This is a genomic window from Streptosporangium sp. NBC_01755, from assembly GCF_035917995.1.
In the GTDB taxonomy this organism is placed as follows: domain Bacteria; phylum Actinomycetota; class Actinomycetes; order Streptosporangiales; family Streptosporangiaceae; genus Streptosporangium.
Genome location: NZ_CP109131.1, coordinates 6,518,339 through 6,541,329, shown reverse-complemented (window position 1 = coordinate 6,541,329; position 22,991 = coordinate 6,518,339). Strand labels below are relative to the sequence as shown.

Here is a 22,991-nt window from a genome sequence, read left to right as displayed (position 1 = left end):
CGAGGCGAGCCGGGATCACAGGTCTTTCAGGTAGCCCAGTTCGCTTTCGATGATGCCGAGGATGTCTTCGGCACTCGCTGATTCGAGCATGTCTACGACAGCGATTTCACTAGTTCCTGGGTCACTCTCGCTCACCTTCCCCAGCAGCTGCCGGAGCCGTGTCGCGATACCGTTCCGAGTGATTTCGTCGAGCGCGTCCTCGGAAAGTGCGGCCTCGAATCGGTCGAGGTCGGCCAGCAACGACGGCTTCGCGGCTGTGGGTTCCCCGGGAGCGATTTCCGCGAGGAGTTGTTCGGCGAGGACAGCGGGGGTGGGGTAGTCGAAGATGAGGGTGGCCGGCAGGCGCAGCCCGGTGGCGGCGTTGAGCCGGTTGCGCAGCTCGATCGCGGTCAGCGAGTCGAAGCCCAGCTCGCGGAATTCGCGCCGTACTTCCACCGCCGCGGAGTCGGAGTGTCCGAGGACGGCGGCGGCCTGGGTGCGAACAAGGTCGGACAGCATGCGGATCCGCTTGGGGTGGGCCAGGCCGGCCAGCTGCCGGGACAGTGCCTCGCCCGCGCCACCACCTCCGGCTGCCGACAGCGCGGCGGCCGTACGGCGGGTGCCGCGCACCAGCCCGCGGAACAGCGGCGGCACCTGCTCTTGCGGCAGTGCGGGCGGGTTCAGCTGGACCGGGATCACCAGCGGTGAGTCCGAGCCGAGGGCGGCGTCGAGCAGCGCCAGTCCCTGTTCGGTGGTGATCGGCGGCAGCCCGGCGGCGGCCATCCGCTGCACATCGGCCTGCGACATGTCCCCGGTCATCCCGGTGGCCTGCGCCCACAAACCCCAGGCCAGCGACAGCCCCGGCAGCCCCTGTGCCTGCCGCCGCGCCATCAGCGCGTCCAGCCAGGCGTTGGCCGCCGCGTAGTTGCCCTGACCGCCGCCGCCCATCAGCCCGGCCAGCGAGGAGAACACCACGAACCCGGCCAGATCCAGGCCCTGGGTCAGCTCGTGTAGATACCAGGCCGCGTCGACCTTCGGCCGCAGCACCGCGTCCAGCCGCTCCGGCGTCAGCGAGGTGATCGTGCCGTCGTCCAGCACACCCGCGGTGTGGATCACCGCGGTCAGCGGGTGCTCGGGATCGACCTGCGCCAGCAGCGCCGCCACCTGATCCCGGTCGGCCACATCACAGGCGGCGACCGTGACCTCGACCCCATGGGCGATCAGCTCGGCCCGCAACTCCACCGCACCCGGAGCCTCCAGGCCCCTGCGTCCGGCCAGCAGCAGATGCCGCGTCCCACGCTCGGCCACCAGATGCCGGGCCACCTCCGCACCCAGACCACCGGTGCCACCGGTGATCAGCACCGTGCCCTCCGGGTTCCAGACCCGGGGCATGGTCAGCACGATCTTGCCGGTGTGCCGGGCCTGACTCATGAACCGGAAGGCATCCCGGCCCCGGCGCACATCCCACGCCGTGAACGGCAACGGCCGCAACTCACCGGCCGCGAACAGCTCCATCAACTCGGCCAGGATCTGCCGCAACCGCTCAGGCTCGGCGTCCAGCACGTCGAACCAGTGATACACCAGCCCGGGGAACCGCTCCTGGTCACGGATGTCCAGCTTGCCCATCTCGACGAACCGGCCACCCGGACGCAGCAGCCGCGCCGAGGCGTCGATGAACTCCCCGGTCAGCGAGTTGAGCACCACGTCGATGCCCCGCTCACCACACACCGCGCGGAACCGCTCCTCGAACTCCAGGGTGCGCGACGAGGCGATGTGATCGTCCGGGATGCCCAGCGAACGCAGCACGTCCCACTTGGCCGGGCTGGCCGTGGCGAACACCTCGACCCCCAGCCGCTGGGCCAGCTGAATCGCCGCCATGCCCACACCGCCGGTGCCGGCGTGCACCAGCAGCCGCTCGCCCTCCCGCAGCCCGGCCAGGTCCATCAGCCCGTAGTAGGCCGTCAGGAACACCACCGGAATCGTCGCGGCCTGCTCGAACGAGACCCCGTCAGGAATCTTGGCCAGGGCTCGGGCGTGAGTGACCGTCACCGGGCCGAACGAGCCTTCGGCCAGACCGACCACCCGGTCGCCCGGACGCAGGTCGTCGACCTCGGGGCCGACCTCCAGCACCACCCCGGCGGCCTCACCACCCATCAGCCCGACCTTGTCCTGGAACCAGCCCAGCGCGTTCAACCCGTCCAGCAGATCCCGGAAGTTCACCCCCGCCGCACGCACCGCCACCCGCACCTGCCCCGCTCCCAACGGCTCGGCCACCTCCGGGAACGCGAGCAACTCCAGCGCCTCCAGACTGCCCTTGGCCCGGCTGCCCAACCGCCACGCCACCTCACCGGCCGGCGGCAGCAGACCCGCCCCCGACACCAGCGACGCCAACCTCGGCGCCCGCACCCCACCGTCACGCACCGCCACCTGCGGCTCACCCGACGTCGGCAGACCGGCCAGAATCCCCGGCAATGCCGACAGCGAGGACTCCTGCCCGTCCACGTCGACCAGCACGAACCGGCCCGGATTCTCCGACTGCGCGCTACGCACCAACCCCCACACCCCGGCCGCACCCAGATCAGTGACCGACTCACCCTCACCGGCAGCCACCGCACCCCGCGTCACCACCACCAGCCGCGAACCAGCACACCGCTCATCGGCCAGCCACCCCTGCAACAGACCCAGCACCCCGGCCGTCACCTCATGCGCCGAGACCACCGCATCCCCGGCCGACCCGGCCGCGACCTCGGCCAGCACCACCTCCGGCACCGGCCCCGCCTCGCCCAACACCGACAGATCCCGATGAACCATCACCGACTGCCCGGCCGCCCCCCACACCGCCGCAAACCCCAAGGCATCCGGCTCGAACCCCGAGAAACCGACCACCGCCACCGGCACCGGACCAGCCACCGGAACCTCGGAAAGCACGGTCCAATCCAGCCGGAACAGCCCATCCCGCTCCGCACCACGACCGCCGCCGACGGCGAGCTGGTCGGTCGCGATCGGCCGCAGCACCAGCGAACGCGCCGACAGCACCGGCTCCCCGGCGGGATCCACCGCGATCAGCGACACGGAATCGTCACCCGTCTTGGCCAGGCGCACCCGCAGAACCGACGCACCACCCGCGCGCAGGCTCACCTGCCCCCAAGAGAACGGCAACCGGCCCCCCTCCACCGGCTCCAGCCCGACGAACGGCACCGCGTGCAGCGCCGCGTCCAGCAACGCCGGATGCAGCCCGAACGAACCGGCGTCACCGACCTGCTCAGGCAGCGCGACCTCGGCGAACACCTCACCGTCGGCGCCGTACCAGGCGGCGCGCAGATTCCGGAAGACCGGGCCGTATCCGAACCCGCCCGCGGCCAGTTCCTCGTACAACCCGTCCAGCTTGATAGCGGTCGCGCCGGCCGGGGGCCACACTGCCGCGTCGAACGGCGCGGCGTCCGCAGAACCGATGGTGGGGGTGCCTGTCGCGAAGGTGCCGGTGGCGTGCCGTACCCACGGCACGTCGTTCGCGGCCTCGGCCGACCGGGCGTAAACGTTCACGCTCCGGTGGCCCGTCTCCTGTGCGGCGCCCACCCACACCTGCACCGCGACGGCGTCGGTCTCGCCCAGCACCAGCGGCGCGGTCAGGGTCAGCTCCTCCACCAGGTCGCAACCGGCCTGGTCACCCGCCCGGATCGCCAGCTCCAGGAACCCGGTACCCGGGAAGATCACCGTCCCGGCCACCGCGTGATCGGCCAGCCACGGATGCGACCGCACCGACAGGCGCCCGGTCAGCAGCACACCGTCGGAGTCGGCCAGGCCCACGGCGGCGCCCAGCAGCGGGTGGCCGGCTGTCGCCAGCCCGGCCGCAGCCACATTGCCCACGCGAGATGCCGGCCCCTTGGGCCAGAACCGCTGATGCTGGAAGGCATACGTCGGCAGGTCGACCCGGCGAGCGCCGGGGAGGACGGCCTGCCAATCCACTGCCACCCCGTGCACGTGCAGCTCGGCAAGCGCCGTCATGGACGCGATCCGCTCGTCGCGGTCCTTACGCAGCACCGGCACCAGCACAGCGTCCGACTCGTGCGTGTCCGCATCAGACTCGGCCGCGAGCGTGTCGGCGGCCATCGCGGTCAACACGCCGTCGGGGCCGAGCTCCAGGTAGGCCCGTACGCCCTGCGCGCGCAGGGTGCGGATGCCGTCGGCGAAGCGGACCGCTCCACGCACCTGGTCCACCCAGTAGTCCGGCGAGCACAACTGCTCGGCCGTGGCCGCCTGCCCGGTCAGGGTGGACACGATCGGAACCCTCGGCGCGCCATAGCCGAGCCTGCTCGCCAGCGTGCGGAAGTCCGCCAGCATCGGCTCCATCAACGGCGAATGGAACGCATGCGACACCCGCAACCGCTTCGTCCTGACCCCCCGCCCCTCCAGGGCGGCGGCGACCTCAAGGACCGGCTGCTCGGCCCCGGAGATCACCACCGAGACCGGGCCGTTCACCGCCGCGATCGACACCTGGTCCTCGTACCCGGCCAGCAGGGCGGTGACCTCCTCCTCAGAGGCCTGCACCGCCACCATCGCCCCACCGGAGGGGAGCGCCTGCATCAACCGCGCCCGGCCCGCCACCAACGCACACGCATCCGACAGGGACAACACCCCGGCCACGTGCGCCGCGGTGATCTCCCCGATCGAATGCCCCGCCAGCACCTCCGGCCGCACCCCCCACGAGGACACCAGCCGGAACAACGCCGTCTCCACCGCGAACAGGGCCGGCTGCGCCCACCCCGTCTGATCCAGCAACCCCGCCTCGACCGACCCCGGCTCGGCGAACAGCACCTCGCGCAGCGAACCGTCCAGCATCGGGTCCAGCTCGGCGATCACCGCATCCAACGCCGCCGCGAACACCGGGAACCGCGCATACAGCTCCCGGCCCATCCCCGCCCGCTGACTGCCCTGACCGGTGAACAGGAACGCGAGCCGCGGCTCCGCTCCCGCCGCTCCGTGCACCACACTCGCGCTTGGCAGATCCTCGGCCAGCGCACCCAGCCCGGCCAGCACACCTTCACGATCAGCGGCCAGCACCACCGCCCGATGCTCGAACGCCGACCGCGTCGTGGCCAGCGAGAACGCCGCATCGGCCAGCCCCAGATCAGGCTCGCCAGCCATGTACGACGCCAGGCGCTCAGCCTGCGCCCGCAATGCCTGATCGGTCCGCCCCGACACCAGCACCGGCACCGGCACGTCCTGATCCGCTACAGGCGCCGGGCCCTCGGCCGCCACATCCGGAGTTTCCGCGTCCTGCTCCACTGGGCCCTGCTCGATGATCACGTGCGCGTTGGTGCCGCTGATCCCGAACGACGACACCGCCGCCCGGCGCGAACGACCGGTCTCCGGCCACTCCACCGGCTCGGTCAGCAACTTCACCGCACCAGAGGCCCAGTCCACATGCGACGACGGCTCGTCCACATGCAACGTCCGGGGCAGCACCCCGTGCCGCATCGCCATGACCATCTTGATCACACCGGCGACGCCCGCCGCCGCCTGCGTGTGACCGATGTTCGACTTGATCGACCCCAGCAGCAACGGCCGACCCTCCGGCCGCTCCTGACCGTACGTCGCCAGCAGGGCCTGCGCCTCGATCGGGTCGCCCAGCGTCGTCCCGGTCCCGTGACCCTCCACCACGTCCACCTCGGCCGGAGACAACCCGGCACCGGCCAGCGCCTGGCGGATCATCCGCTGCTGGGACGGGCCGTTCGGCGCGGTCAAACCGTTCGACGCACCGTCCTGGTTGATCGCCGAGCTGCGCACGACCGCCAGCACCTGGTGGCCGTTGCGGCGCGCGTCCGACAACCGCTCCAGCACCAGCACGCCCACACCTTCGGACCAGCTCACCCCGTCGGCCGCATCCGAGTAGGACTTGCACCGGCCGTCGCCGGCCAGCCCGCCCTGGGCGCTGAAGTCGATGAACGCTCCCGGGGTTGCCATCACGGTCACACCACCGGCCAGCGCCAGCGAGCAGTCACCCCCGCGCAGCGCCTGCGCCGCAAGATGCGTCGCCACCAGCGACGACGAGCACGCGGTGTCCACGGTCACCGCCGGGCCCTCCAGCCCGAACAGGTAGGAGATCCGGCCGGACAGCACACTTCCGGCGGTGCCGGTCCCCATGAAGCTCATCACGTCCGGAGGGAACTCCAGACGACTCGATGTGTAGTCATGGTGCATCACCCCGGCGAACACGCCGGTACGACTGCCGCGCAGCGAGACCGGGTCCATCCCCGCCCGCTCGATCGCCTCCCACGACACCTCAAGCAGCAACCGCTGCTGCGGATCCATCGCCAGCGCCTCACGCGGCGAGATCCCGAAGAACCCCGGATCGAACTCCCCCGCCTCGTGCAGGAACCCCCCCTCACGCACATAACTGTTCCCCCGGCGCTCCCGATCCGGGTTGTACAACCCGTCGAGATCCCAACCGCGGGTCGTCGGGAACTCGCTGATCCCGTCTCCGCCCTCGGCCACCAGCCGCCATAGATCCTCGGCGGAACTCACCCCGCCCGGATAGCGGCACGCCATCCCCACGATCACGATCGGGTCGTCGGCCACCGGCGGCAGCACCGGCGGTGCCGTGTCCACGACATCCGCCTGCGCACCCATCAGCTCGTCAAGCAGGTGTTTGGCCAGCACGGTCGGCGTGGGGTAGTCGAACACCAGCGTGGCCGACAGGCGCAGCCCTGTCGCGGCATTCAGCCGGTTGCGCAACTCGATCGCGGTGAGGCTGTCGAAACCCAGCTCGCGAAACTCCCGCCGCACCTCCACCGTGTCCGGCGTGGCGTGCCCCAGTACCAGCGCCACCTCGATCCGCACCACATCCAGCAGGACCTCGAGGCGTTCTGCGGCACCCAGCGGAGCCAATCGCTGCGGCAGTTTGCTCCGTACCTGCGGGGCGGCGGCCGTCGAGCGGCGTACGGCGGGAACCAGCCCGGTCAGCATCGGCGGCAGCTCCTCATGCGCCCGCAACGCCGGCATGTTCAACCGGACCGCAGCCACTGCCGACTCACTGGACGCCACGGCCGCGTCGAACAACGCCATGCCCTGTGCGGGCGAGATCGGCAGCAGGCCGCTCATGCTCAGCCGCTGAACGTCCACCTGCGACAACCGGCTGGTCATCCCGACGTCCTGCGACCACGGGCCCCATGCCAGCGACAGCGCCGGCAATCCCGCGGCCCTCCGGTGCTGGACCAGCGCGTCCAGGAACGCGTTGGCCGCCGCGTAGTTGCCCTGCCCGGGCCCGCCGAACGTGCCCGCCACCGACGAGAACACAATGAACTCGGCCAGGTCCTCGTCACGGGTGAGCTCGTGCAGATTCCAGGCGGCATCCACCTTGGGACGCAACACTTCGCCCAAACGCTCGGGTGTCAGCGAGGCGATCGTCCCATCGTCCAGCACACCGGCGGTGTGGACCACCGCGGTCAGCGGATGCCCGGCGTCCACCTGCGCCAGCAGCGCCGCCACCGCGTCCCGGTCGGCCACGTCACACGCGACGATGCTCACCTGCGCGCCCTGCGCGGCCAGGTCCGTCCGCAGCTCCGCCGCACCGGGAGCATCCAGACCCCGGCGGCTCACCAGCAGCAGGTGCCGTACCTCATGCTCGGTCACCAGATGCCGGGCCAACTGCGAGCCCAGGCCGCCGGTCCCACCGGTGATCAACACCGTGCCCTCAGGGTTCCAGGCCCGTGCACCGTGCTCATCCGGTGACAGCCGGGCGAGGCGGGGAACCCGTGCTTCGTAATCGCGCACCGCCACCTGTTGTTCACCGCAGGCCAGCAGGACGGGCAGCGCCGACAGGGCCGTCTCCTGCTCCTCCACATCGGCCAGCAGGAAGCGGCCCGGATTTTCCGCCTCGGCGCTACGGACCAGTCCCCACACGGTGGCCGCAGCCGGATTCGACACAGCCTCGCCGGCACCGGTCGCGACCGCGCCCCGGGTGACGAACACCAGGCGCGAGTCGCTGAACCGCTCATCGGCCAGCCACTGCTGCAGCAGGCTCAGCACACGCGTGGTCAGCGCGTGCGCCGACTCCACCACGTCCGCGGAGTCAGCCACGTCGACCTCAACGGTCACCAGTTCAGGCGCCCTGCCGAACGGCAGCTCCAGCGAATCGAGGTCGCCGGTGAGCTCGGCCACCTCCAACCCGATCACGGCGTCCACCGGGGAGACCGTCATCGGCACGGCGATCCAATCCAACTGGAACAGCGCGTCCCGCTCCACCCCACGGTCTTGGGAAGCCGCCGCAAGCTGGTCGACCGAGACCGGACGCAGTACCAAGGAGCGCGCCGACAGCACCGGCGCCCCGGCGGCGTCCACCGCGGTCAGCGACACCGAATCGACACCGATCGTGGCCAGCCGCACGCGCAACGCCGACGCGCCTCCGGCCTGCAGGCTCACAGTGCTCCAGGAGAACGGCAACCTGCCGCCCCCCGCCGACTCCAGCCCGGTGAACGGCACCGAGTGCAGCGCAGAGTCGAGCAACGCTGGATGCATATTGAACAAACCGGCGTCAGCGACCTGCTCCGGCAGAGCGACCTCGGCGAACACCTCGCCACCCCCGCCCCGCCAGGCCGCTTTCAGACCCTGGAACACCGGCCCATAGCCGAGCCCGCCCTCGGCAAGCCGGTCGTACAGCCCGTCCAGCTCGATCGCGGTCGCGCCCTGCGGCGGCCACACCGTGGCGTCGAACCCGGCGACCGGGCCACCGGCCTCGGTGGCAGGGCCGGTGGTCATCAGCATGCCGACGGCGTGCCGTATCCACGGTGTGTGATCCTCAGCCTCGGCCGGGCGGGCGTAGATGTTGAGCAGGCGCCTGCCTGAATCGTCCCGGGCACCCACCGACACCTGCACCGCGACAGCGTCATCCGCACCCAGCACCAGCGGCGCGGCCAGCGTCAGCTCCTCGACCAGGTCGCAGCCGACCTGGTCACCGGCCCGGATCGCCAGCTCCAGGAACCCGGTGCCGGGGAACACCACCATCCCGCCCACGACATGGTCGGCCAGCCACGGATGCGACCGCACGGACAACCGGCCGGTCAGCAGCACACCGTCGGAGTCGGCCAGGTTAACGGAAGCGCTCAGCAGCGGATGCTCCGCCGCGGCCAAGCCCAGAGTGCGGGCATCCCCGATCCGCTTGCCGGCCGGCCAGAACAGCTGACGCTGGAAGGCGTAGGTCGGCAGCTCCACCAGCCGCCCACCCGGCAACACCGCACGCCAGTCGAGCGCTACCCCGTGCACATGCAACTCGGCCAGCGCCGCCATGACCGCCGCCTGCTCATCACGGCCCCTGCGCAGCACCGGCACCAGCACCGCATCCGCCCCCGAGACCGCATCCGCGATGAGCTGATCCGAGTCGACGGCGAGGGTGTCGGCCGCCATCGCGGTCAGCACACCGTCCGGCCCCAGCTCCAGATACGCCCGCACACCCTGCGCGTGCAGCGTCCGGATGCCGTCGGCGAAGCGGACCGCTCCACGCACCTGGTCGACCCAGTAGTCCGGCGAGCACAGCTGCTCGGCCGTGGCCGCCTGCCCGGTCAGGGTGGACACGATCGGAACCCTCGGCGCGCCGTAGGTGAGCCTGCTCGCCAGCGTGCGGAAGTCCGCCAGCATCGGCTCCATCAACGGCGAGTGGAACGCATGCGACACCCGCAACCGCTTCGTCCTGACCCCCCGCTTCTCCAGGGCGGCGGCCACCTCCAGCACCGCCTCCTCCACCCCGGAGATCACCACCGAGGCCGGGCCGTTCACCGCCGCGACCGACACCTCCTTCTCCCGCCCGGCCAACAGGGCGGCGACCTCCTCCTCAGAGGCCTGCACCGCCACCATCGCCCCACCGGAGGGAAGCGCCTGCATCAACCGCGCCCGGCCCGCCACCAACGCACACGCATCACTCAGGGACAACACCCCGGCCACATGCGCCGCGGTGATCTCCCCGATCGAATGCCCCGCCAGCACCTCCGGCCGCACCCCCCACGAGGACACCAGCCGGAACAACGCCGTCTCCACCGCGAACAGGGCCGGCTGCGCCCACCCCGTCTGATCCAGCAACCCCGCCTCCGCCTGCGCACTGCCCGGCTCGGCGAACAGCACCTCGCGCACCGACCCGTCAAGCAGCGGATCCAGCTTCGCGATCACCTCGTCCAACGCCTTCGCGAACACCGGGAACCGCGCATACAGCTCCCGGCCCATCCCCGCCCGCTGACTCCCCTGACCGGTGAACAACACCGCCAGCCGCGGCTCCGCCCCGGCCACCCCGCGCACCACACCCGCACCCGGACCGTCTTCGGCCAGCGCACCCAGCCCGGCCAGCACACCCTCACGATCGGCGGCCAGCACCACCGCCCGATGCTCGAACGCCGACCGCGTCGTGGCCAGCGAGAACGCCGCATCGGCCAGCCCCAGACCAGGCTCACCGTCCAGGAACGACACCAGCCGCCCGGCCTGCGCCCGCAACGCCTCCACCGACCGGCCCGACACCAGCACCGGCACCACACCGGCAACCGGTGCGTGGTCCTGCGGAGCGTCCTCGTCCGCGGCTTCCGGAGATTCCACCGCTTGTTCGATGATCACGTGCGCGTTGGTGCCACTGATCCCGAACGACGACACCCCCGCCCGCCACGGCCGATCCACCCGCGGCCACTCCACCTGCTCGGTCAGCAACTCCACCGCACCCGAGGCCCAGTCCACATGCGACGACGGCGCATCCACATGCAACGTCCTGGGCAACACCCCATGCCGCATCGCCATGACCATCTTGATCACACCGGCGACGCCCGCCGCCGCCTGCGTGTGACCGATGTTCGACTTGATCGACCCCAGCAGCAACGGCCGACCCTCCGGCCGACCCTGACCGTACGTCGCCAGCAACGCCTGCGCCTCGATCGGGTCACCCAGCGTCGTCCCCGTCCCATGCGCCTCCACCACATCCACCTCGGACGGGTTCAAACCCGCACCGGCCAGAGCCTGACGAATCACCCGCTGCTGCGACGGACCATTCGGCGCGGTCAGACCATTCGACGCCCCATCCTGATTAATCGCCGACCCACGCAGAACCGCGAGTACCCGGTGGCCACTGCGCCGAACGTCCGACAACCGCTCCAGCACCACCACACCGATACCCTCGGCCCAACTCGTACCGTCCGCCGCCTCGGCGAACGCCTTACACCGCGCATCAGGAGCCAGCCCACCCTGCTGACTGAAATCAATGAACGCCCCCGGCGACGCCATCACCGTCACACCACCGGCCAACGCCAGACTGCACTCACCCGAACGCAGCGCCTGCGCCGCCAGATGCATCGCCACCAGCGACGACGAACACGCCGTGTCCACCGTCATCGCCGGACCCTCCAAGCCCAGCGCGTAGGAGACCCGACCCGACAACACACTCCCCGCATTACCGGTGCCGAAGAAACTCATCACATCCGGCGGGAACTCCACACTCGACGCATAGTCGTGATACGACACCCCGGCGAACACGCCGGTACGACTGCCGCGCAGCGAAACCGGATCCATCCCCGCCCGCTCGATCGCCTCCCACGTGGCCTCCAACAGCAACCGCTGCTGCGGATCCATCGCCAGCGCCTCACGCGGCGAGATCCCGAAGAACCCCGGATCAAACTCCCCCGCCTCGTGCAGGAACCCCCCCTCACGCACATAACTGTTCCCCCGGCGCTCCCGATCCGGGTTGTACAACCCGTCGAGATCCCAACCGCGGGTCGTCGGGAACTCGCTGATCCCGTCTCCGCCCTCGGCCACCAGCCGCCACAAATCCTCGGCGGAACCCACCCCGCCCGGATAGCGGCACGCCATCCCCACGATCACGATCGGGTCGTCCGCCACAGGCACAACGGACGTGGGGACGATCACATCGGCCTGCCGGCCGAGCAGCTCACCCAGCAGGAACTCCGCCAGCACCACCGGCGTCGGATAATCGAACACCAACGTCGACGGCAACCGCAACCCCGTCACACCGTTCAACCGGTTGCGCAACTCCACCGCGGTCAGCGAGTCAAACCCCAGCTCGCGGAACTCCCGCCGCACCTCCACCAGCTGCGGCGAAGCATGCCCCAACACCGTGGCCACCTCACCCCGAACCAACTCCACCACAAACCGCATCCGATCGGCCTGCCCCAGACCGGCCAACCGCCCCACCAACACCCCATCACCCACCGACGACACCGACACCGCCGACCGGCGAACCCCACGCACCAGCCCGCGCAGCAGATGCGGCACCTCACCACTCCCCCGCACCGCCGACACGTCAAACCGCGCCGCCACAACCACCGCAGCACCCACCACACCCGCCGCCTCGAACAACGCCAAACCCTGCTCAGGCGACAACGGCACCATCCCCGCCCGCGCCATCCGCCGCATATCCGCCTGGCTCAGCGCCCCGGTCATCCCGGCGTCCTGCGCCCAGGCACCCCACGCCAGCGACAACCCCGCCAGCCCCTGCGCCCGCCGCACCTGCGCCAACACGTCCAAGAACGCGTTCGCCGCCGCGTAGTTACCCTGACCCGCCCCACCGAACGTCCCCGCCACCGACGAGAACACCACGAACGCCGCCAGATCCAGACCCCGGGTCAGCTCATGCAGATACCAGGCCGCATCCACCTTCGGCCGCAACACCACATCCAGCCGCTCCGCCGACAACGACGGAATCGTCCCGTCGTCCAGCACACCCGCGGTATGAATCACCGCCGTCAACGGATGATCGGCCGGGACCCGAGCCAGCAGCGCCGCCACCTGATCCCGATCGGCCACATCACACGCCGCGATCTCCACCTCGACCCCGTGCGCGATCAGCTCCGCCTGCAACGCCACCGCCCCCGGCGCATCCGCTCCCCGCCGGCTGACCAGCAGCAGACGCCGCACCCCACGCTCGGCCACCACATGCCGCGCGAACAACCCGCCCAGACCACCGGTACCACCAGTGATCAACACCGTGCCCTCGGGATCCCACGAGCGGGCACCGTCCTCGTCCAGGTCATCGCCGACACCCGAACCCGGCGTCACCCGCGCCAGGCGCGGCACCCACATCTCACCGCCGCGCACCGCCACCTGCGGCTCACCCGACGCCAGCCCCCAGGCCAACATCCCCGGCAGCGCCGACAGTGAAGACTCCCGCCCGTCCACGTCCACCAGCACGAACCGGCCCGGGTTCTCCAGCTGCGCACTGCGCACCAGACCCCACACCCCGGCGGCCGGCAGATCGGTGACCGCGTCCCCTTCCCGCGCCTCAATCGCACCACTGGTGAGAACCACCAAGCGGGAGTCGACGAACCGGTCATCGGCCAGCCATCGCTGCACCACATCCAGCACCCGGGCGGCCAGCTCATGCGCCGACTCCACCACTCCGCACGCCGGGTCCGAGATCGCCTCGGCCACTATCACGCCGGGTACCGGATCCGCCAGGACCGACAGATCCGCGTGAACCTGAGTCGGCTGACCGACCGTCTCCCAGGCGGCGGCGACCCCTAGGAGGTCGAGACCGAGCACCGCCACCGGCACCGCATCGGCCGTCGAAAGCTCCGTCAGCGGCGACCACTCCACCTCGAACAGCGGGTCCCCCCCCGCCCCGCGACCGCCGGAGGCGACCGCGAGCTGATCGGCGGAGACCGGCCGCAGCACCAGCGAACGTGCCGACAGCACCGGCTCCCCGGTGGCGTCCACCGCGCTCACCGAAACCGAATCGTCGCCCGTCTTGGCCAGCCGCACCCGCAGCACCGACGCACCACCCGCGTGCAGGCAGACTCCACCCCAGGAGAACGGCAACCGCCCGCCCTCGGCACCGTCCAGCCCGGCGAACGACACCGCATGCAACGCCGCATCCAACAGCGCCGGATGCAACCCGAACGAACCCGCGCTCGACGCGGCCTGCTCAGGCAGAACGACCTCCGCGAACACCTCACCACTCTCACCCCGCCAGGCAGCCCGCAACCCCTGGAACACCGGCCCATAGCTCAGCCCGTCCCCGGCAAGCCACTCGTACAACCCGTCCAGCTCGATCGCGATCGCGCCCTGCGGCGGCCACACCGCGGTGTCGAACTCCACACTCCGGCCACCGGCCCCCGCGTACCGGCCATCCACCGCCAAAATCCCCGCGGCGTGCTCCACCCACGGCTCATCCTCAGCCGCCTCCGCCGGCCGCGCGTAGATGTTCACACCACGACGACCCGACTCCGCGGCGGCAGCCACCCACACCTGCACCGCCAACGCGTCCCGCTCACCCAGCACCAGCGGCGCGGCCAGCGTCAGCTCCTCCACCACATCACAGCCGACCTGATCACCCGCCCGGATCGCCAACTCCAGGAACGCCGTACCCGGCACCACCACCGAACCCATCACCGCGTAATCGGCCAGCCACGGATGCGACCGCAGCGACAACCGGCCGGTCAGCAACACCCCATCGGAACCGGCCAGCCCCACCGCCGCGCCCAGCAACGGATGCCCCGCAGCCGCCAGGCCCGCCGCCGCCACATTCCTCGCACGATCACCGGCGCCCTGGGGCCAGTACCACTGGTGTTGGAAGGCGTAGGTCGGCAGCTCCACCAGCCGCCCACCCGGCAACACCGCACGCCAGTCGAGCGCTACCCCGTGCACATGCAACTCGGCCAGCGCCGCCATGACCGCCGCCTGCTCATCACGGCCCCTGCGCAGCACCGGCACCAGCACCGCATCTGGATCCGCGTACGCATCCGCCCCAAGCGAACGAGCGTCCGAACCCCGCGAGTCCGAGTCGGCGAGCGCGGTGAGGGTGTCGGCGGCCATCGCGGTCAGCACACCGTCCGGCCCCAGCTCCAGATACGCCCGCACACCCTGCGCGTGCAGCGTCCGGACGCCGTCGGCGAAGCGGACCGCTCCACGCACCTGATCCACCCAGTAGTCCGGCGAACACAACTGCTCCGCCGTGGCCACCTCGCCGGTCACGTTCGACACCACCGCGATACGCGGCGCACTGTAGGTCAACCCGCCCGCCAGCGTGCGGAAGTCCGCCAGCATCGGCTCCATCAACGGCGAGTGGAACGCATGCGACACCCGCAACCACTTCGTCCTGACCCCCCGCTTCTCCAGGGCGGCGGCCACCTCCAGCACCGCCTCCTCCACCCCGGAGATCACCACCGAGGCCGGGCCGTTCACCGCCGCGACCGACACCTCCTTCTCCCGCCCGGCCAACAGCTTGACGACCTCCTCCTCAGAGGCCTGCACCGCCACCATCGCCCCACCGGAGGGGAGCGCCTGCATCAACCGCGCCCGGCCCGCCACCAGCGCACACGCATCACTCAGGGACAACACCCCGGCCACGTGCGCCGCGGTGATCTCCCCGATCGAATGCCCCGCCAGCACCTCCGGCCGCACCCCCCACGAGGACACCAGCCGGAACAACGCCGTCTCCACCGCGAACAGGGCCGGCTGCGCCCACCCCGTCTGATCCAGCAACCCCGCCTCCGCCTGCGCACTGCCCGGCTCGGCGAACAGCACCTCGCGCACCGAACAGCCCACCCGCTCGGCCGACTCGCCACCCGGCCGCCCGGCCGGCTCCCCGTCCAACTGCTCCAGCACCGCATCCAACGCCTTCGCGAACACCGGGAACCGCGCATACAGCTCCCGGCCCATCCCCGCCCGCTGACTCCCCTGACCGGTGAACAACACCGCCAGCCGCGGCTCCGCCCCGGCCACCCCGCGCACCACACCCGCACCCGAACCGTCCTCGGCCAGCGCACCCAGCCCGGCCAGCACACCCTCACGATCGGCGGCCAGCACCACCGCCCGATGCTCGAACGCCGACCGCGTCGTGGCCAGCGAGAACGCCGCATCGGCCAGCCCCAGACCAGGCTCACCGTCCAGGAACGACACCAGCCGCCCGCCCTGCGCCCGCAACGCCTCCACCGACCGGCCCGACACCAGCACCGGCACCACACCGGCAACCGGTGCGTGGTCCTGCGGAGCGTCCTCGTCCGCGGCTTCCGGAGATTCCACCGCTTGTTCGATGATCACGTGCGCGTTGGTGCCACTGATCCCGAACGACGACACCCCCGCCCGCCACGGCCGATCCACCCGCGGCCACTCCACCTGCTCGGTCAGCAACTCCACCGCACCCGAGGCCCAGTCCACATGCGACGACGGCGCATCCACATGCAACGTCCTGGGCAACACCCCATGCCGCATCGCCATGACCATCTTGATCACACCGGCGACGCCCGCCGCCGCCTGCGTGTGACCGATGTTCGACTTGATCGACCCCAGCAGCAACGGCCGACCCTCCGGCCGACCCTGACCGTACGTCGCCAGCAACGCCTGCGCCTCGATCGGGTCACCCAGCGTCGTCCCCGTCCCATGCGCCTCCACCACATCCACCTCGGACGGGTTCAAACCCGCACCGGCCAGAGCCTGACGAATCACCCGCTGCTGCGACGGACCATTCGGCGCGGTCAGACCATTCGACGCCCCATCCTGATTAATCGCCGACCCACGCAGAACCGCGAGTACCCGGTGGCCACTGCGCCGAGCGTCCGACAACCGCTCCAGCACCACCACACCGATACCCTCGGCCCAACTCGTACCGTCCGCCGCCTCGGCGAACGCCTTACACCGCGCATCAGGAGCCAGCCCACCCTGCTGACTGAAATCAATGAACGCCCCCGGCGACGCCATCACCGTCACACCACCGGCCAACGCCAGACTGCACTCACCCGAACGCAGCGCCTGCGCCGCCAGATGCATCGCCACCAGCGACGACGAACACGCCGTGTCCACCGTCATCGCCGGACCCTCCAAGCCCAGCGCGTAGGAGACCCGACCCGACAACACACTCCCCGCATTACCGGTGCCGAAGAAACTCATCACATCCGGCGGGAACTCCACACTCGACGCATAGTCGTGATACGACACCCCGGCGAACACGCCGGTACGACTGCCGCGCAGCGAAACCGGATCCATCCCCGCCCGCTCGATCGCCTCCCACGTGGCCTCCAACAGCAACCGCTGCTGCGGATCCATCGCCAGCGCCTCACGCGGCGAGATCCCGAAGAACCCCGGATCAAACTCCCCCGCCTCGTGCAGGAACCCCCCCTCACGCACATAACTGTTCCCCCGGCGCTCCCGATCCGGGTTGTACAACCCGTCGAGATCCCAACCGCGGGTCGTCGGGAACTCGCTGATCCCGTCTCCGCCCTCGGCCACCAGCCGCCACAAATCCTCGGCGGAACCCACCCCGCCCGGATAGCGGCACGCCATCCCCACGATCACGATCGGGTCGTCCGCCACAGGCACAACGGACGTGGGGACGATCACATCGGCCTGCCGGCCGAGCAGCTCACCCAGCAGGAACTCCGCCAGCACCACCGGCGTCGGATAATCGAACACCAACGTCGACGGCAACCGCAACCCCGTCACACCGTTCAACCGGTTGCGCAACTCCACCGCGGTCAGCGAGTCAAACCCCAGCTCGCGGAACTCCCGCCGCACCTCCACCAGCTGCGGCGAAGCATGCCCCAACACCGTGGCCACCTCACCCCGAACCAACTCCACCACAAACCGCATCCGATCGGCCTGCCCCAGACCGGCCAACCGCCCCACCAACACCCCATCACCCACCGACGACACCGACACCGCCGACCGGCGAACCCCACGCACCAGCCCGCGCAGCAGATGCGGCACCTCACCACTCCCCCGCACCGCCGACACGTCAAACCGCGCCGCCACAACCACCGCAGCACCCACCACACCCGCCGCCTCGAACAACGCCAAACCCTGCTCAGGCGACAACGGCACCATCCCCGCCCGCGCCATCCGCCGCATATCCGCCTGGCTCAGCGCCCCGGTCATCCCGGCGTCCTGCGCCCAGGCACCCCACGCCAGCGACAACCCCGCCAGCCCCTGCGCCCGCCGCACCTGCGCCAACACGTCCAAGAACGCGTTCGCCGCCGCGTAGTTACCCTGACCCGCCCCACCGAACGTCCCCGCCACCGACGAGAACACCACGAACGCCGCCAGATCCAGACCCCGGGTCAGCTCATGCAGATACCAGGCCGCATCCACCTTCGGCCGCAACACCACATCCAGCCGCTCCGCCGACAACGACGGAATCGTCCCGTCGTCCAGCACACCCGCGGTATGAATCACCGCCGTCAACGGATGATCGGCCGGGACCCGAGCCAGCAGCGCCGCCACCTGATCCCGATCGGCCACATCACACGCCGCGATCTCCACCTCGACCCCGTGCGCGATCAGCTCCGCCTGCAACGCCACCGCCCCCGGCGCATCCGCTCCCCGCCGGCTGACCAGCAGCAGACGCCGCACCCCACGCTCGGCCACCACATGCCGCGCGAACAACCCGCCCAGACCACCGGTACCACCAGTGATCAACACCGTGCCCTCGGGATCCCACGAGCGGGCACCGTCCTCGTCCAGGTCATCGCCGACACCCGAACCCGGCGTCACCCGCGCCAGGCGCGGCACCCACATCTCACCGCCGCGCACCGCCACCTGCGGCTCACCCGACGCCAGAACCGCGGACAGCCCGTCGGACAAAGTCGCGAGCGAAGACCCCTGATCATCCACGTCGACCAGCACAAACCGGCCCGGATTCTCCGACTGAGCACTGCGGACAAGCCCTCGTACCGCCGCCACGACCGGGTCCGGCGCCGCTGCACCGTCCGCACTGACACCGGCCACAACCCCGCGCCGGGTGACGAACACCAGGCGCGAATCGGCGAACCGGTCATCTGCCAGCCATCCCTGCAGCAAGCCCAGAACATGCGAGGTCAACTCGTGCACCGACTCCACGACCCCGCCGTCTCGGCCAGAGACCACTTCCGCCACCACCACACCCGGCACCGGACCCGCCTCCACCAGCGACAGCAGATCCGCATAAACCGGCGCCGAATCCCCGCCCGAACCCCCAGCCGCCCGCAGCGTCCCAGCGACACCCAACGTGTCCAGGCCGAGCACCGCCACCGGGAGCGGATCGGCGGTCGGGAGATCTGTCAGCGGCGTCCACTCCAAGCCGAACAGCGCGTCCCGCTCCACCCCTCGGCCGCTTCCCGCAGCGGCGAACAGCTCGGCTGCGACCGGCCGCAGCACCAGTGAACGTGCCGACAGCACCGGCTCCCCAGCCGCGTCCACCGCCGTCACCGAGACCGCATCAGCGTCGGTCCTGGCCAGCCGCACCCGCAGCACCGACGCACCACTCGCGTGCAGGCAGACTCCACCCCAGGAGAACGGCAACCGCCCGCCCTCGGCACCGTCCAGCCCGGCGAACGACACCGCATGCAACGCCGCATCCAACAGCGCCGGATGCAACCCGAACGAACCCGCGCTCGACGCGGCCTGCTCAGGCAGAACGACCTCGGCGAACACCGCGCCGTCAGCACCCCGCCAGGCAGCCCGCAGCCCCTGGAACACCGGCCCGTAGTGGAACCCGCCCGCGGCGAACCGGTCGTACAACCCGTCCAGCTCAATGACGGAAGCCCCCTGCGGCGGCCACACCACCGTCTCGAACCGCTCAGCGACGCGGCCTCCGGCCGTCAGCACACCGGTCGCGTGCTCAACCCATGGCTCCTCATCGGCGGCCTCGGTCGTCCGGGCATAGATGCTCACACCACGACGGCCCGACCCGTCCGCCGCCCCCACCCACACCTGCACCGCGACCGCATCCCGCTCACCCAGCACCAGCGGCGTGGTCAAGGTCAGCTCCTCGACCACATCACATCCGGCCTGATCACCCGCCCGCACCGCCAGCTCCACGAACGCCGAACCCGGCACCAGTACCGAACCCATCACCACGTAATCGGCCAGCCACGGATGCGACCACAGCGACAACCGGCCGGTCAGCAACACCCCATCGGAGCCGGCCAGCCCGACCGCGGCCCCCAGCAACGGATGGCCCGTAGCCGCCAACCCGGCAGCCGCCACATTCCCCACCCGCGAACCCGCACCATCAGGCCAGAAACGCTGACGCTGGAACGCATAGGTCGGCAACTCCACCCGGCGCCCACCCGCAAGCACCGACTCCCAATGCACCACCACCCCGCACACATGCAGCTGAGCCAACGCCGACACGACCGACCACTGCTCGTCCCGGTCCCTGCGCAGCACCGGCACCACCACCGCGTCAGACCCCGCCACCAGGTCCGCGACGGGCTGCTCCTCGGCGGCAAGGGTGTCCTGAGCCATGGCGGTCAGCACCCCGTCGGGGCCGAGCTCGAAGTACGCCCGCACGCCCTGGCCGTGCAGCGTGCGGATGCCGTCGGCGAAGCGTACGGCCTGGCGAACCTGCTCCACCCAGTAATCCGGCGAGCACAACTGCTCCGCCGTGGCCGGCCCACCGGTCACCGTGGACACGATCGCAACGCGCGGCGCGTTGTAGGTCAACGTCCGAGCCACAGCGCGGAAGTCCGCCAGCATCGGCTCCATCAACGGCGAATGGAACGCATGCGACACCCGCAACCGCCGGGTCCTGATCCCCCGCTCCTCCAGCACCGCGACGATACCGAGAACCGGCTCCTCCACCCCGGAGATCACCACCGAGGACGGGCCGTTCACCGCCGCGATCGACACCTCACCCTCACGGCCCTCCAGCAGAGCGGCGACCTCCTCCTCCGAGGCCTGCGCCGCCACCATCGCCCCACCCGCGGGCAACGCCTGCATCAACCGGCCCCGAGCGGCCACCAACGCGCACGCATCGGCAAGCGACAACACCCCCGCCACATGCGCCGCCGCCAACTCCCCCACCGAATGCCCCGCCAGCACATCCGGCTTGACACCCCACGAGGACACCAGGCGGAACAACGCCACCTCAAGCGCGAACAGCGCCGACTGCGCCCACCCCGTCTGGTCCAGCAACCCCGCCTCAGCCGTACCCGGCTCGGCGAACAGCACCTCACGCACCGAACAGCCCACCCGCTCGGCCGACTCGCCACCCGGCCGCCCGGCCGGCTCCCCGTCCAACTGCTCCAGCACCGCGTCCAACGCCTCGGCGAACACCGGGAACCGCTCATACAGCTCCCGGCCCATCCCCGCCCGCTGGCTTCCCTGACCGGTGAACAGGAATGCGATCTTGTCTCGCCGCCCGCTCTGCCCCAGCAGGGCGCCCGCACCCGACCGGCCCTCGGCCACGGCCCGCAGCCCGGCCACGACATCCTCGCGAGCACCGGCCAGCACCGCCGCCCGGTGCTCGAAGACCGATCGCGTCGTGACAAGGGAGAAGGCCATGTCGGCCAGATCCAGATCAGGTTCGGCGTCCAGGTATGACACCAGCCGCTCGGCCTGCGCCCGCAGCGCCTCCGCCGTACGACCCGAAATCAGCATCGGGGGCACACCTGCGGTCGCCGCCGGGCCCTGGTCCTCCGCCCTCGCCTCGACTGGTGTGTTCTCCGGTGCCTGCTCGATGATCACGTGGGCGTTGGTGCCGCTGAGCCCGAACGACGACACCCCGGCCCGCCACGGCCGATCCACCCGAGGCCAGGCCCTGGCCTCGGTCAGCAGCTCCACCGCACCCGAGGCCCAGTCCACATGCGACGACGGCGCATCCACATGCAACGTCTTGGGCAACACCTCATGCCGCATCGCCATGACCATCTTGATCACACCCGCCACACCGGCGGCCGCCTGGGTGTGACCGATGTTCGACTTCACCGACCCCAGCAGCAACGGCCGATCCTCCGGCCGATCCTGCCCATAGGTCGCCAGCAACGCCTGCGCCTCGATCGGGTCACCCAGCGTCGTACCGGTGCCGTGCCCCTCGACCACGTCCACATCAGCGGGGTTCAGCCCGGCGCTGCCCAGCGCCTGGCGAATCACTCGCTGCTGCGACGGACCATTCGGCGCGGTGAAGCCATTCGACGCGCCGTCCTGGTTCACCGCCGACCCGCGCAGAACCGCGAGTACCTGATGGCCGTTGCGCTGAGCGTCCGACAACCTCTCCAGCACCAGCATGCCCACGCCCTCGGCCCACCCCGTGCCGTCCGCCGCGTCGGCGAACGCCTTGCACCGGCCGTCAGCCGCCAGCCCACCCTGCCGGGTGAACTCCACGAACGCGCCAGGGGTGCTCATCACGGTCACCCCACCCGCCAGCGCCAGCGAGCAGTCGCCGCTGCGCAGCGCCTGCGTCGCCAGGTGCAACGCCACCAGGGATGACGAGCACGCGGTGTCCACCGTCACCGCCGGACCCTCCAGGCCCAGCGTGTACGAAAGCCGACCGGAGGCCGCGCCCGCGCCCATCCCGGTCCCGACGTTGCCCTCGAGATCGGCCAGCGAGTTCACCATCAGGTAGGAGTAGTCCTGACCGCTCATCCCGACGAAGACCCCGGTACGGCTGCCGCGCAGCCGGGCGGCGTCGATCCCGGCCCGCTCGACGGCCTCCCACGACACCTCCAGCAGCAGCCGCTGCTGCGGATCCATCGCCAGCGCCTCACGCGGCGAGATCCCGAAGAACCCAGGGTCGAAGTCCGCGACGTCGCGGATGAAGGCTCCCTTGTCGGTGTCGCTTCGAGGCCGGCCGTCCGAATCATGACCCGACAGCATGTCGAGATCCCAGTCGCGATCGGACGGGAAGCCCGAGATGGCGTCACCACCTTCGACGATCAGCCGCCACAGATCCTCAGGGGAGGACACCCCGCCGGGGAACCGGCAGCTCATCGCCACGATGGCGATCGGCTCGGTTGTGACCGCGACCAGCTTCTGGTACTGACGCCGTAGCCGTTCGGCCTCCTTCATGGAGGTCCGGAGCGCCTGTACGACCTTCTCACTGGGCGTATCCATCACAGCCTCCGTACATCGGGCGGGGTCGGGAAACGTACGGCCGACGTCACCGGTACCAGGACACCCACCGCCGCCACGTCGATCGCGTCAGTCACCACATCCCTCTCCGCGCACACCGGCACCCGGTGCTCTCGCCTGGTGGGGCGTCCCCGCCAGGAAGGGGAGGCCGTAGCATGGGTCTCCGCATGGTTGAAGAGGATGACTGACGGTATGCACGACGAGGCTCC

Annotated in this window: 1 protein-coding gene; it reads right to left on the bottom strand. The window is 70.6% G+C overall.

What is annotated here, in order from left to right; all coding sequences use genetic code 11:
- Positions 1–15: 15 nt before the first annotated feature.
- Positions 16–22,764, bottom strand: coding sequence for an SDR family NAD(P)-dependent oxidoreductase (locus OG884_RS30770; protein WP_326638675.1), 22,749 nt, complete (start codon positions 22,762–22,764; stop codon positions 16–18).
- Positions 22,765–22,991 lie beyond the last annotated feature (227 nt).